The 14,033-nt window shown below is 22.1% G+C and carries 13 protein-coding genes; 12 read left to right on the forward strand and 1 reads right to left on the reverse strand.

Annotated features, from left to right (window positions below; translation table 11 throughout):
- Positions 1-22 precede the first annotated feature (22 nt).
- From nuoH to BUCILAFE3058_RS00575, 7 genes are all read left to right on the forward strand, one after another.
- The gene (gene nuoH, locus BUCILAFE3058_RS00545; RefSeq protein WP_154061456.1) at positions 23-961 is read left to right on the forward strand and encodes an NADH-quinone oxidoreductase subunit NuoH; all 939 of its coding nucleotides are present in this window, start codon (positions 23-25) and stop codon (positions 959-961) included.
- A 19-nt stretch (positions 962-980) separates the two neighbouring features.
- Positions 981-1,526 (forward strand): NADH-quinone oxidoreductase subunit NuoI, encoded by a 546-nt coding sequence (gene nuoI / locus BUCILAFE3058_RS00550; protein WP_154061457.1) that lies wholly within the window; start codon positions 981-983, stop codon positions 1,524-1,526.
- Between the two features lie 10 nt (positions 1,527-1,536).
- Positions 1,537-2,022, forward strand: a complete 486-nt coding sequence (locus BUCILAFE3058_RS00555; protein ID WP_154061458.1) for an NADH-quinone oxidoreductase subunit J — start codon at positions 1,537-1,539, stop codon at positions 2,020-2,022.
- Between the two features lie 40 nt (positions 2,023-2,062).
- Complete coding sequence (nuoK, locus tag BUCILAFE3058_RS00560; RefSeq protein WP_154061459.1) at positions 2,063-2,365, forward strand: NADH-quinone oxidoreductase subunit NuoK; 303 nt, start codon at positions 2,063-2,065, stop codon at positions 2,363-2,365.
- Positions 2,362-4,221: an NADH-quinone oxidoreductase subunit L gene (locus tag BUCILAFE3058_RS00565; protein WP_154061460.1), complete on the forward strand. Its 1,860-nt coding sequence runs from the start codon at positions 2,362-2,364 to the stop codon at positions 4,219-4,221. The genes nuoK and BUCILAFE3058_RS00565 overlap by 4 nt, the downstream gene beginning before the upstream one ends.
- 70 nt (positions 4,222-4,291) lie before the next feature.
- Positions 4,292-5,752 carry a complex I subunit 4 family protein gene (locus tag BUCILAFE3058_RS00570; RefSeq protein ID WP_154061461.1) on the forward strand — a complete coding sequence of 487 codons (1,461 nt, stop codon included), beginning with the start codon at positions 4,292-4,294 and terminating at the stop codon, positions 5,750-5,752.
- 59 nt (positions 5,753-5,811) lie between these two features.
- A complete protein-coding gene (locus tag BUCILAFE3058_RS00575) occupies positions 5,812-7,272 on the forward strand; it encodes a proton-conducting transporter membrane subunit (RefSeq protein ID WP_154061462.1) in 1,461 nt (486 codons plus the stop codon).
- 348 nt (positions 7,273-7,620) lie between these two features.
- Here the strand turns inward: BUCILAFE3058_RS00575 and BUCILAFE3058_RS00580 are convergent, their stop codons facing one another.
- Positions 7,621-8,553, reverse strand: a complete 933-nt coding sequence (locus tag BUCILAFE3058_RS00580; protein ID WP_269471979.1) for a ribose-phosphate pyrophosphokinase — start codon at positions 8,551-8,553, stop codon at positions 7,621-7,623.
- Between the two features lie 231 nt (positions 8,554-8,784).
- Between BUCILAFE3058_RS00580 and prfA the strand changes: the two genes are divergently transcribed.
- From prfA to pta, 5 genes are all read left to right on the forward strand, one after another.
- Positions 8,785-9,858 (forward strand): peptide chain release factor 1, encoded by a 1,074-nt coding sequence (gene prfA / locus BUCILAFE3058_RS00585; RefSeq protein WP_154061464.1) that lies wholly within the window; start codon positions 8,785-8,787, stop codon positions 9,856-9,858.
- A gap of 22 nt (positions 9,859-9,880) precedes the next feature.
- On the forward strand, positions 9,881-10,711 hold the full coding sequence (gene prmC / locus BUCILAFE3058_RS00590) for a peptide chain release factor N(5)-glutamine methyltransferase (protein ID WP_154061465.1): 831 nt from the start codon (positions 9,881-9,883) through the stop codon (positions 10,709-10,711).
- A 65-nt stretch (positions 10,712-10,776) separates the two neighbouring features.
- Positions 10,777-11,586 (forward strand): tetratricopeptide repeat protein, encoded by an 810-nt coding sequence (locus BUCILAFE3058_RS00595; RefSeq protein WP_154061466.1) that lies wholly within the window; start codon positions 10,777-10,779, stop codon positions 11,584-11,586.
- Positions 11,587-11,713: 127 nt separating this feature from the next.
- On the forward strand, positions 11,714-12,916 hold the full coding sequence (locus tag BUCILAFE3058_RS00600) for an acetate/propionate family kinase (RefSeq protein ID WP_154061467.1): 1,203 nt from the start codon (positions 11,714-11,716) through the stop codon (positions 12,914-12,916).
- A 115-nt stretch (positions 12,917-13,031) separates the two neighbouring features.
- Positions 13,032-14,018 carry a phosphate acetyltransferase gene (gene pta / locus BUCILAFE3058_RS00605; protein ID WP_154061468.1) on the forward strand — a complete coding sequence of 329 codons (987 nt, stop codon included), beginning with the start codon at positions 13,032-13,034 and terminating at the stop codon, positions 14,016-14,018.
- Positions 14,019-14,033 lie beyond the last annotated feature (15 nt).

A 14,033-nucleotide genomic window follows, 5' to 3' on the forward strand; every position in this document is an offset into this window, starting at 1 on the left:
TTATTGAATTAGGTACAATATCATGAAAAATAAATTTTTTTTTGCTATTAGTTTTTTAATGTTAATTATATTTAATGCTAGTTTGTTAAGTATAGTAGAAAGAAAGATATTGGGATTATTGCAAAATCGATATGGACCGAATAGAGTTGGTTGGGGTGGTTGTATGCAAGTATGTGCTGATGGTATTAAATTACTTTTTAAAGAAGATTGGCTACCTCCTTTTTGTGATAAATCTTTATTTATTTTAGCACCTATAATTTCTTTTATGTCTTTTTTATGTGTATTATCTAGTATTCCTATTACTGATAATTATATTATTATTAGTCTAGATATTGGATTATTATTTTTTTTTATGATGTCATCTATATCTGTATATGGAGTTTTATTAGCTGGTTGGTCTAGTAATAATAAATATGCTTTATTAGGAGCAATTAGAGCAGTAGCGCAAATGTTGAGTTATGAAGTTTTTTTAGGTATTTCTTCTTTAGGGACTGTTATGCAATGCGGTTCTTTCAATTTAGTAGATATTGTATATTCACAACAAAGAATATGGAATGTTATTCCGCAATTTTTTGGTTTTATTATTTTTTTTATAGCATGTATTGCAGTTTGTCATAGACATCCTTTTGATCAACCAGAATCTGAACAAGAATTAGCTGATGGATATCATATTGAATATTCTGGTATGAAATTTGGAATGTTTTTTATCGGCGAATATATTTCTATTATGACTGTTTCTGCATTGATAGTTTGTTTATTTTTTGGAGGTTGGCTTGGTCCTTGGTTTCCATCAATAATTTGGTTTTTATTAAAGTTTTTTTTATTTATTTTTTTATTTATTTTAATAAGAGCATCTTTACCTAGACCAAGATATGATCATGTTATGTTTTTTGCATGGAAATTTTTTTTTCCATTATCGTTATTAAATTTAATTTATACATCTTTAAAAATTTTATTATAATTGTGAGGTTTTATAATGTATGAATATAAAAAATATTATTTTTAGTATTTTTAGCTATATACGTAGTATATTTTTAATATTTAGTAATATTTTTGCATCACGTGAAACACGATTATATCCAGAACAACCATTAAATTTATCATTACGATATAGAGGTCGTATTATTTTAACTCGGGATCCTAATGGTTTAGAAAGATGTGTTGCTTGTAATTTATGTTCTGCTGTATGTCCTGTTAATTGTATTTCGTTAAAAAAATCGGAAAATTCAGATGGTCGTTGGTATGCTAAATTTTTTAGAATAAATTTATCACGTTGTATTTTTTGTGGTTTATGCGAAGAAGCTTGCCCTACTGCAGCGATTCAATTAATTCCGGATATAGAATTAAGTGAATTTAAACGAAAAAAATTAATTTATGAAAAAAAAGATTTACTAATTTCGGGACCTGGAAAGTTTCCAGAATATAATTTTTATTCTGTTTCAGGTGTGAAAAATAATATTGAATCACATGATATTGATTCAAAAAAGATATTAAATTGTGTTGATGTGACGTCTTTATTGCCGTAGGGATAATTTTATGGTTTTTTTATTTTATTTATTTAGTTTTTTATCTGTTTTTTTTTCTTTATTAATCGTAATAAGTAGTAATCCAATTTATTCTTTGCTTTATTTAATTTTTTTAATATGTTCTATTTCTGGTATTTTTTTTACTTTAGGAGTAGTTTTTATAGGAGCATTAGAAGTAATTATTTATGCTGGGGCTATTATGGTTTTATTTGTTTTTGTGGTAATGTTAATAAATAATAATTTATTAAAAAAATGTAATAGATTAAATCGATCGATAAATTTTTATGAAATTTTATCTTTTATATGTTTGATTATTATTTTATTAATTTTATCGATTCAATTTATTAGAGAAAAAAATAAAATTTTAATTTTTAATGATATTGCAATGAAACAAGTTAGTATTTGTTTATTTAATAAATATGGATTTTTGGTAGAATTTACTTCTTTATTGCTGTTATCTGCATTGCTTGTAATATGTATAGTTTTTAAAAAATAGAGTTTATTTTTTTATTTTTATAAGGATAATATACAAGATTATGTTGTCATTAAATCACGGAATTATTGTATCGATACTAATTTTTATGATTGGTCTAATTTCTTTATTCAAACATAAAAATCTAATATTTATATTAATTAGTTTAGAATTACTTACTAATGCAATTGCTTTAGCAATGGTATTGGTGGGATATTACTGGAATCAAACAGATGGTCAAATTATGTATGTATTCATTATTACTACAGCAGCAGCAGAAGTTAGTGTAATGTTAGCATTTTTTTTAAAAATATATCAGCAGTATAATACATTAGATATATTTAAGTTGAGCGAGATTTATAAATGAATTTAATTTATTATGTAGTTATATTTCCTTTATTAAGTTGTTTTTTATTAATATTACTGCAACAGTTTTTGTCAAAAAAATATGTTGCGTTGATTAGTATTTCTTCAATTTTTATTTCTTTATTATTTTTTTTATATGTGGTATATGATTATTATAAAAAAATAAATATATCAAAAATTTTTTTTATACCATTATTACATTGGATAACTGTAAATAATTACAGTATTGAATGGAATTTCTTGATAGATTTTTTTTCTCTATCTATGCTGGGAATGATTTTATTGATTAGTATATGTGTATACTTATTTTCTTTTTGGTATATGCAAGATTCATCTGTATATATAAAATATTTTATATATATGAATTTATTTATTTCATGTATGATGATTTTTACATTAACAAGTAATTTAATAACTATGTTTTGTGTTTGGGAATTAGTAGGAGTTTGTTCATATTTATTAATTGGTTTTTATTTTAATCGTGAACGAAATGGATATGCTGCTATTAAATCATTTTTAATGACTCGATTTAGTGATGTATTTTTTTTAATTGCTATTTTTTTAATTTTTTTAAAACTTAATACAATAGATTTTATAACATTAAAATATTCTGTTAATGAAATTATTTTTTTAAACAATCATACAAATTATTTGTCTTTAATAACTTTTTTATTAATTATTGCAGCTATAGGAAAATCAGCGCAAGTACCTTTACATACATGGTTAATAGGAGCGATGGTTGGTCCGACACCATCTTCTGCTTTGATTCATGCAGCTACTATGGTCACTATGGGTATTTATTTAATATTACGTACATATACGTTATTTTTATATAGTACTTATGCAATGAATTTTTTAGTTATAATTGGTTGTATAACGATTATAATATCTAGTATTTCTGCTATTATTGAAAATAATATTAAACGTATTTTAGCTTATTCTACTATGAGTCAAATTGGCTATATGTTTATAGCTCTTGGATCTAATAATATTAAAGGCGCATTTATTCACTTAATTTGTCATGCTTTCTTTAAATCTTTATTATTTTTATCAGCTGGATCTATCATAAAATGTGTTAATAATGAGCAAAATATTATGAATATGGGTGGTTTATATAAAAAAATTCCTTTTGTATATATAACTTTTTTAATGGGAATTTTTTCGTTGATATCATTACCATTTATTACTTCTAGTTTTTATAGTAAAAGTCATATAATATTTAATATTTTGTATCATAAAAATAGTTTTTTATTATTATGTAGTTTAACAGGAATATTTTTAACTTCAATATATTCATTTCGAATGGTATTTTTAATATTTCATGGTTCAAATAAATCTAATTTTATTTTTATTAAAAAAAATTTTTTTCATAATATATCTTTATTTGTTTTATGTATTGGTTGTACTCCAATTACATGGAATTTTATGTCATATATATGGACTAAATTATATTTTAAATCTATTAATATATTGCCAAATTCTATTTATATAGAATATCTATCTTGTATTCTGTTAATATTTGGTTTTTTTATAGCTTATTTTTCTTATATAAGAAAAAATTTTTTATTAAAAAACTTTTATTTTAATAAAATATTTAATACATTTTATGTATTAGTTGTTAATTATTGGTTTTTTGATTTTTTTTATTTTTATGTATTTATACAAGCATATTATAATTTATCAAATTATTTAAATAATAATTTTTATTACGTAGAAAGGATTTTTTTGAATAAAATTTATTTTTTTATTAAACGGTTATCTAACTTAAATTCAACAAATATTATTAATCATATTAGATGGTATATTTTTTGTTTAATGTTAGTTTTATTGTTTATCTTTTTTGTTGATTATTATTAAATATATTTAATAAAATTAAAATGAATTTATATATATTATATAATAATATATAGCAAGGATAATATATTATATGATACTTTTAGTTTTTATATTAGTACCTTTATTAGGGGCTATATTATCAATATTTACGGGATTTTTAAATGAAAGAATTCCTCGTTATATAGCTGCTTTTTCTATGATAATTTGTTTATTAGTTTCATTATTTATTTTTTTTTATAGTAATAGGTTTTTTCAGGCAAATATTACTATGCATACGTTATTAATTGCGTTTCATAAAACGTGGTTTTCAGAGTATGGTATTTCTATTTATTTTGGTTTAGATAATTTATCACTATTAATGATTTTATTAACTTCGTTAATTGGATTATGTTCTATATATTGTGAATGGCATACGCTAAATGATAAAATAGGAATATTTTATTTTTTTTTATTGTGTATTGCGTTAGGAATGTTTGGTATTTTTCTATCTTTTGATATGTTTTTATTTTTTTTATTTTGGGAATTAATATTGATTCCTATGTATTTTTTGATTATTTTTTGGGGTAATAGCAAAAAAAATCGTCATGATGTTATTTATGTTGCTCGTAAATTTTTCATTTATTCTCAAATATCTGGATTTTTTTTATTATTTTTTATACTAAATATAGTATGTATATACTATAGTAATTTTGGAATTTGGACATTTAATTATTTTTTTTTAAAGAATATAAAGATATCTTTATATACTGAATTTTTTTTGATGTTTAGTTTATTATTATCTCTTATCATAAAAATTCCATTATTTCCATTTCATAGTTGGTTACCTGATTTTCAAGAATCTATTTCTTCTTCAGGATCAGTAGATTTAATAGGACTTTTATTAAAACCAGCTATATATGGATTATTGCGTTTTTATTTGATATTTTGTCCTCGTACTTCTCATATTTTATCTTTATTTTTTATATCTATTGGTTTATTGTCAATGTTTTATGGTTCTATAATGGCTTTTTCTCAGAAAAATATAAAAAGATTGTTAGCGTATTCTACTATTTCTAGTATGGGTATTATTTTTGCTGCAATACATAGTGAAAATATAGTGGCTTATCAAGGTGTTTTATTATATATAGTATCATCTGTTATTTCTACAGCAGCATTATTAATATTGATTGGAAGAATTTTTATTCAAATTAATACTCAAAATATTTTATATATGAGTGGATTATGGTCTTGTATGAATTTTATTCCATCATTTTTTTTATTTTTTTCTTTATCGATGTTAAATATACCTATGACAGGAAATTTTAGTGGTGAATTTATGATGTTATTTGGTATCTTTATGCATTGTCCGATTTTAGGTTGTTTTTTTGTTTTTGGTTTGTTTTTATCTTCTATTTATCTTCTAATAATGATACAAAAGGTATGTTATGGTTCTAATCGATTATCTGTTATAAAAAATGAATTAAGTTTTTTTGATTTTGTAATATTAATTTTCTTTGTATTTTTTATATGTTTATTGGGATTATACCCTAAATTTATTTTAAAATTTTTATAGATATATAAAATTATATGTATCATGACGATATATATAGTAAATAATTAGGTAATAAAATTATGATTAAATTATTTGATAGTATTATTCCAATAATACCAATTTTATCATTAATTTTTTCAGTTATAATAATTTTTTATATTTCTTTTTATAAAAAAAATGTATATCTGGAAAGTATAGTTATTACATTTGGTTTATTGTTTAGCATAATAATGATTTTATATTCAAAGATATTTATGTTAGAATATATTTCTGTATTAATAAAAATAGATCAATATTCTTATTTTTATATTTTTATGTTACTTTTATCTAGTTTATATACGTGTATATTTGCATATCCTTGGTTACTATACAATAGTATGTATTCAACAGAATTTCATTTATTTGTATTGTTATCTACTATTGGTGGAATTTTAGTATCTGTTGCATTTCATTTTTCTACTTTATTTATAGGAATAGAATTATTATTTTTTCCTATACTAGGCATTTTAATATTATTTCCAAAATATATATTTCATTGGTCTTCTATATTAATATATTTAATTATGTCAGTTTTTTCATCTGCTTTATTATTATTAGGTTGTTCTTTTATTTATTTTGTTTCAGGTCGGTTGTGTTTTTCTTTTTTTACATATATTTTTATGTATTATCCTTCTATTATGTATGGTAATATTACTTTTTTTGGTATTATTTTAGTTTTATTTTCACTTTTTTTGAAATTATCACTGTTTCCATTACATACATGGGCTCCTGGTATATATCAGTATACTAATTCTTGTGCATTAATATACTTTTCAACAGTTACTAAGATTTCTATTTTATCTATTTTAATGCGATTTTTTTATTATATTCCTTATTTAAACAAGATAACTTTATTATATGTTATATTATATAGTATTGCGATATTTTCTATTTTATTTGGTAATTTGATAGCAGTTATTCAAGTTAAGATTCACAGATTAATGGGATATTTATCTATTTCTAATCTTGGTTTGTTATTGATTTTATTACTGATATATTCTCAAAATAAATATTTACTTATAACTAAATATATATATATCTATTTGTTTGGTTATTTGATAGGTTTACTTGGTTTTTTTGGTATTAAAAGTATTGTTGATTTTAATATTTTTACTAAAAATATTGATAATATAAAAAATAATTCATTAACTGGATTATTTTGGTATGATCCTGTTTTAGGAATTATGATGACTATAATTTTATTGTCTCTATCTGGATTTCCTTTAACAATAGGATTTTGGGGAAAATTTTTTATTCTAAAATATTTAATTCATAAAAATTTTATTATTACAACAGTATGCATTATGATCAGTAGTATTTTAGGAACATATAGTTATTTTAATATTATTCATAGTTTGTATTGCAATCCTGTTAAATTAGATGAAAAAAATTTATTTCGTCATTTTAATATCACGATATTGCAAAAATATCTAATTATAAGTATTGGTATTATTATAATAGTATTGGGTTTCTTGCCAAAAATTTTATATAGTTTATTTTAATTCGATGTACATGGATTTTAATATATATATTTTTATTAAAAATTTATAAATACTTAAATTAAACATAGTAAAATTTTAATTTTGATTTTGTTTTGTATAAATATTTAATGTATTTTTTAAAAATTATTTTTAAATTTTAATTAATATTTTAAATGTATAAATTTATAGCTTATAAAATAATATAATGTTGGAATTTTTCCAACATTTTATTATTATATTGTAAATATTAGTTTAATTATATATTTATATATTAGTTGATCATGTAGTAATAAATACTAATTATATTTAATATGAATGTTATAAATATTTATTTTTTATTATGTATTAAAATATGTAAAATTTTTATTTTTAAAACATTTCAGAAATTGATTCTTCTTGATTAATTCTTCGAATTGCTTCTGCTAACATAGTAGAGACTGTTAATATGTGTATGTTTTTTAAACATTTTATTTTTTTAGATAATGGAATTGTATCACATATTATAATTTCATCTATATTTGATTTTTTGATGTTTGTGTTAGCTATACCTGAAAAAATAGCGTGTGTAGCATATGCATAAATACAGCGTGCTCCTTTTTTTTTTAGAGCAGTTGCAGCTTTACATAAGGTAATTCCAGTATCTATAATATCATCTATTAAAATACAGTCTCTATTTTTTACTTGTCCAATAATATTCATTACTTCTGAAGCATTTATACTGGGTCTACGTTTATCAATAATTGCCATTTCAGAATCATATAATAATTTTGCAATAGTTCGTGTTCTGATAATCCCACCAATATCTGGTGACACAAATATAGGATTAAAAAAGTTAATTTTTAATAATTTTTTTAATAGTATTCTACTGCTAGAAATATTATCTATTGGAATATCAAAAAAACCTTGAATTTGTTCAGCATGTAAATCAATAGTAAGGATACGATCAACACCAACATTTGATAAAAAATCGGCAATTACTTTTGCTGTAATAGGTACTCTAGATGATTGAATTTTTCTATCTTGTCGAGCATATCCAAAATAAGGAATAACAGCAGTAATACGTCCAGCTGAAGCTCTTCTAAGAGCATCTATCATAATTATCAATTCCATAAAATTATCGTTAGTAGGTGAACACGTTGATTGTATTAAAAAAACATCAGATCCTCTTATATTTTCATTAATTTGAATGCTAATTTCTCCATCACTAAATTTACTAACTGTAGCTTTTCCTAATGTAGTATTTAGTTGATTGGCTATTTTTTGAGCTAAATTTGGAACAGAATTTCCCGAAAATAATTTAATTTTCTTCATACTAATCTCTTTGATATTTTATATGTATGTATTTTTAGTGAATAATTTTATATTATATATATAATATATTTTTAAAAATATTTTTATTATTATGAATTAAAATAATTAATTATATAAATGCATGATTTTATCATATATGTTTATTTATATAATACTATGAGTTATTATATATAATAAATAATATAATTTTTTTATTTTTAGTTTTAGTTAATAGGTATTTTTATGAAAAAATCAATAATTATAAAATTACAAAATTTAATAAAAAGATATGCAGAATTAGAATTTTTATTATCAAATAGTTATAAAAAATTTAATAAAATAGAATTTTTAAAATTATCTAAAGAAAAATCTGAATTATCTGAATTAAATGAATCGTTTGTTTTGTGGTTATCGTTAAAATCAGAAATAAAAAATATTAAGTTATTATTACGAGATTCAGTTATTAGAGAATTAGCTGAAGAAGAATTGTATATTTTATGTAAAAAAAAAAAAGAAATTGAAAAAAAAATAGAAATTTTATTAATTCCAACTGATCCATATGATAAAAATAGTTGTTTTATCGAAATTAGAGCTGCAACAGGAGGATTAGAAGCTGCAATTTTTTCTGGGGAGTTATGCAAAATGTATATGAGATATGCTGATTTGAAATCTTGGAAAGTTAATATTATTAATATGCATGAAGGAGATCAAGGAGGTTATAAAGAAGTTATTTTAAAAGTTGTAGGGGCTGGAGCCTGTAAGCGATTAAAATTTGAATCTGGAGGTCATAGAGTACAACGTGTTCCGCAAACAGAATCTCAAGGTCGTATACATACTTCAACATGTACAGTAGCAATAATGCCTGAAGCACCTAAATCAGAAAAAATTATTTTAAATACTATTGATTTAAAAATTGATACGTTTCGTTCTTCAGGAGCTGGTGGACAGCATGTTAACACGACTGATTCTGCAGTTCGTATTACACATATTCCTACAGGTAATGTAGTTGAATGTCAAGATGAACGATCACAACATAAAAATAAGGAAAAAGCATTATCAGTATTATCTGCTAAAATTTATGCAGAAAAGAATGCTAAAAAAGCATCAGAAAATTCATTGATTAGAAAAAATTTATTAGGTACAGGATCACGATCAGATAGAAATAGAACATATAATTTTCCTCAAAATCGAGTAACTGATCATCGTATTAATTTAACTTTATATCGGTTAAATGAAATTTTATCTGGTAAATTAGATTTATTTATTGAGCCATTATTACAAGAATATCAAGCAGATTTGTTGTTAATGACAGAATAGAATTAAATTGGTGTATATAATAATGAAAGTTGTAGAGTGGTTATTTTATGCTAAAAATAGATTGTTTAATAGTTTGACGGCGCAATTAGATGTAGAGTTATTAATTTGTTATGTATTGAAATTTTCAAAAAAGGAATTATTTTTTAATGATATACAAAAAATTAAAAAAAATGATTTATTGATTTTAAATAGGCTATTAAATAGACGAATATTAGGAGAACCGATTGCATATATTATACATAAAAAAGAATTTTGGTCTCTTTCTTTATTTGTATCTTCTTACGTGTTAATCCCTAGACCAGATACAGAAATTTTAGTTGAACAAATTTTGTTAAAAATTTCTTTAAATGTTAGTTTGGTTCTTGATTTAGGAACTGGTAGTGGTGCGATTGCATTGGCAATAGCTACAGAATGTCCTCAATGTAAAGTTATTGGTATAGATAATAGTTTAAATGCATTATCAATAGCACGATATAATGCTATAAAATTAAATATCAAGAATGTTTTTTTTATTTATAGTGATTGGTTTTCACATATTTATTCGATGAAATTTCATATAATTGTTTGTAATCCACCGTATTTGTCTAATAATGATTTTATAAATTCTGGTAAAAGTCTTTTTTTTGAACCTTATAATGCATTAGTTGCAGGTACAAATGGAATAGAATATATACAGTATATTATAGAAAATGCTCGTTTTCATCTTTTTACTATGGGATGGTTATATATTGAGCATTGTTATAAACAAACAAGTATAGTTAAAAAGATATTTGAGATTAATTTTTTCACAAAAATATCTTCAATAAAAGATTATTCTGGTCGTAGTAGAATTACGTATGGTTGTTTAAAATAAAAAAGATTTTTTATAAAAATTTTTATATATATATAAATATTATTGATAATTATTTAGGATAATATATGATAGATTTAAATGACATTAATTTTTCCAATATGTCTTTATTTGAAATTATGATTAAAATTATAGTAAACATTCGTCATGATGTTTCTGAATTAAAAATTATGAATATGTGTACAACAAAAATACACGAAGCTTCTTTATTTATTGCAGATCAATTATTAGAAATAAAAAAATTAAAAAAATTATTATTTTTATTTTATAAAAATTGGAATTTTGGTTGTTCTACAACAAAATATAAATTATCTAATATGATTTGGTTGGATAAAGTGATTGTATCTAATAAAGGCAATTCATTTTCTCTAGGAATTATTTTAATATATATAGCTAGTCAGCTAAAATTAACTATAATGCCTATAATTTTCCCAACACAATTGATTTTAAAATTTCAAAGTCTAGAAAAAAAAATTTTTTATATTAATCCTATTAATGGAGAGATACTTAGTAAACATACTTTGAAGTTTTGGTTAAAAGGTAATATTAGTCCTTCTACTGAATTACAAGATAGTTATTTACAAGAATCTACTTCATTAATTGTAATACAAAAAATTTTAGATATGTTGAAAATAGCATTAATTGAAGAACGGAATATTGAGTTAGCTTTAAATGTAAGTAATATATTATTAAAATTTAAACCTAAAGATCCATATGAAATTAGGGATAGAGGATTAATTTTTTCTCAATTACAGTGTTATCATGTAGCTGTTTCAGATTTATTATATTTTGTTGAACAATGTCCCGAAGATCCAGTTAGTGATATTATAAAAATGCAAATTAACTCTATTGAACAAAAAAAAATTATTTTGCATTAAAAATAATTTTATTAATAAATGTTTACTGATTAATAAATTTTTATTATTAATTTTTTATTAAAATAATTTATTAATTTACAATATAATTGTTATTTTTAAAATATATTTATTTTAAAAAGAGATTTTTATGAAAAAAAAATTGATTTTAGTATTAAATTGTGGTAGTTCTTCTATTAAATTTTCTATTATTGATCCGGTTAAATGTATTGCATATATTGATGGAATTGTAGAGTTAATACAATCTACTACGTCTTTAATGGTTTATGATCATATTACAGATAAAAAATTATTAAATAAATTTAATGAAGTAGGATCATATAAAAAGTTAATTATATTAATTTTTGATATATTATCTTCTAAGTATAAAAATTATTTAGATTTTGTAATTGGTATTGGGCATCGTGTAGTTCACGGTGGACAGTATTTAAAAAAACCAATGATTATTAATGATGATGTTTTGTTGAAAGTTCAAGAATCATCTATTTTTGCTCCATTACATAATCCTTTTCATTTAATAGCTATTACGGTATCTTTACAAAAGATGCTAAAATTAAAAAATAATAATGTAGCGGTATTTGATACTGCTTTTCATCATACAATACCCAAAGAATCATTTTTATATGCAATTCCTTATCGATTTTATAAAAACCATTCTATTCGTCGATATGGTGCTCATGGTATAAATCATTTATATGTAACTCAGCAATGTTCTTTACTTTTAAAAAAACCTATTAATCAATTAAATATAATTAGTTGTCATTTAGGTAGTGGATCATCTATTACAGCAATAGTAAATGGTAAATCAGTAGATACATCTATGGGTTTAACTCCATTAGAAGGTCTTGTAATGGGAACTCGATGCGGAGATATTGATCCGTATATAATTTTTTATATGATTCAGCAATTAAAAATGTCTGTTACTGATGTACAAAAATTGTTAACAAAAGAATCAGGTGTATTAGGTATTAGTTCTATAACTAGTGATTTTAGAGAATTAGAAAATAGATATTATGTAGATAAAAGAGCAAAGTTATCTATTAATATGTTTTGTCGTCGTGTATCTAAATATATTAGCGGATATTCATCGTTAATGTGTGGAAAATTAGATGCAATTATATTTACTGGAGGAATTGGAGAAAATTCTAGTTTTATACGTAAAAAAATTGTAAAAAAATTATCTTTGTTAAATTTTTTTATTGATATTAAAAAAAATATAAAAAATAATAAAACAAATTTTTTTATAAATACTATAGATAGTAGATCGATATTTGTTATACGTGCTAATGAAAATCAAGTTATTGCTCAAGAAACGTATAGTTGCCTACAATAAATTATTTATTATTGATAATATATATATTTATTAAAAAATATTTTTATATTATATATTAATATTTTATTTGTATTAAATATTTTTTTAATTTTATTAACGATGTTAATCCATATATATGAAAAATTTTATAGAAAAATTTAAATTATTTTTACAAAAAAAATCTAGTTCATTAGTTAAAACTATTGTTTTTCCTGAAGGAAATAATGTTAAAATCATTGAATCTGCATTTATATGTAGTCAATTAAATATATCAAGATGTATTTTATTAGGAGATAAACAGCATATTCACAGTATTGCTACTAAAAAAAAAATTGTTATAGATAAAAATATTATAATTATTAATCCAGATAATATTCGTGATCGTTATGCACAAAATTTATTTTATATGAGAAAAGATAAAGATATTAAAAGTTATCAAGAAGCTTTGAATTTGTTAGATAATAATGTAATATTATCTCTTATGATGTTAAATCAAAATGATGTAGATGGTGTTGTAGCGGGAATTGAACATACTACAGCAGATATTATACGTCCGACATTTAAATTAATACAAAATAATTGTGTTAATTCTTTTGTGTCTTCAGTTTTTTTAATGTTATTTTCAGATCAAGTATTAATATATGGTGATTGTGCAATTAATCAATATCCAGATTCTAAGACGCTTGCTCAAATTGCAATACAATCAGCTAAAACAGCTCACTCTATTGGAATATTACCTAAAATAGCAATGTTATCGTATTCTACTGGTGATTCAGGTTCAGGAGATTCTGTATGTAAAGTTAGGGAAGCAGTAAATATAGTAAAAAATACCCAATCAGATTTATTAATTGATGGTCCAATGCAATATGATGCTGCTGTTTCATTACAAGTAGCACGTATTAAATTACCAAATTCTCAGGTAGCTGGTCAAGCTACAGTATTAATTTTTCCGGATTTAAATTCTGGAAATATTACATATAAAGCTGTTCAGCGTTCTTCAAATATTATATCTATTGGACCTATTTTACAAGGTTTACGAAAACCTGTTAATGATTTATCACGTGGTGCGACTATAGAGGATATAGTTTATACTACTGCTATGACAGTGATTCAATCACTTTAGTAAAAATTTTATTAT

Source organism: Buchnera aphidicola (Cinara laricifoliae) (assembly GCF_900698945.1).
Classification (GTDB): domain Bacteria; phylum Pseudomonadota; class Gammaproteobacteria; order Enterobacterales; family Enterobacteriaceae; genus Buchnera_F; species Buchnera_F aphidicola_AC.

Excerpts from the sequence above, each read along its gene's own strand:
- nuoI (WP_154061457.1), top strand. The coding sequence starts at position 981 with ATGAATATAAAAAATATTATTTTTAGTATTTTTAGCTATATACGTAGT.
- BUCILAFE3058_RS00600 (WP_154061467.1), top strand. The coding sequence starts at position 11,714 with ATGAAAAAAAAATTGATTTTAGTATTAAATTGTGGTAGTTCTTCTATT.
- BUCILAFE3058_RS00570 (WP_154061461.1), top strand. The coding sequence starts at position 4,292 with ATGATACTTTTAGTTTTTATATTAGTACCTTTATTAGGGGCTATATTA.
- BUCILAFE3058_RS00575 (WP_154061462.1), top strand. The coding sequence starts at position 5,812 with ATGATTAAATTATTTGATAGTATTATTCCAATAATACCAATTTTATCA.
- nuoK (WP_154061459.1), top strand. The coding sequence starts at position 2,063 with ATGTTGTCATTAAATCACGGAATTATTGTATCGATACTAATTTTTATG.
- BUCILAFE3058_RS00595 (WP_154061466.1), top strand. The coding sequence starts at position 10,777 with ATGATAGATTTAAATGACATTAATTTTTCCAATATGTCTTTATTTGAA.
- pta (WP_154061468.1), top strand. The coding sequence starts at position 13,032 with ATGAAAAATTTTATAGAAAAATTTAAATTATTTTTACAAAAAAAATCT.
- BUCILAFE3058_RS00555 (WP_154061458.1), top strand. The coding sequence starts at position 1,537 with ATGGTTTTTTTATTTTATTTATTTAGTTTTTTATCTGTTTTTTTTTCT.
- nuoH (WP_154061456.1), top strand. The coding sequence starts at position 23 with ATGAAAAATAAATTTTTTTTTGCTATTAGTTTTTTAATGTTAATTATA.
- prmC (WP_154061465.1), top strand. The coding sequence starts at position 9,881 with ATGAAAGTTGTAGAGTGGTTATTTTATGCTAAAAATAGATTGTTTAAT.
- prfA (WP_154061464.1), top strand. The coding sequence starts at position 8,785 with ATGAAAAAATCAATAATTATAAAATTACAAAATTTAATAAAAAGATAT.
- BUCILAFE3058_RS00565 (WP_154061460.1), top strand. The coding sequence starts at position 2,362 with ATGAATTTAATTTATTATGTAGTTATATTTCCTTTATTAAGTTGTTTT.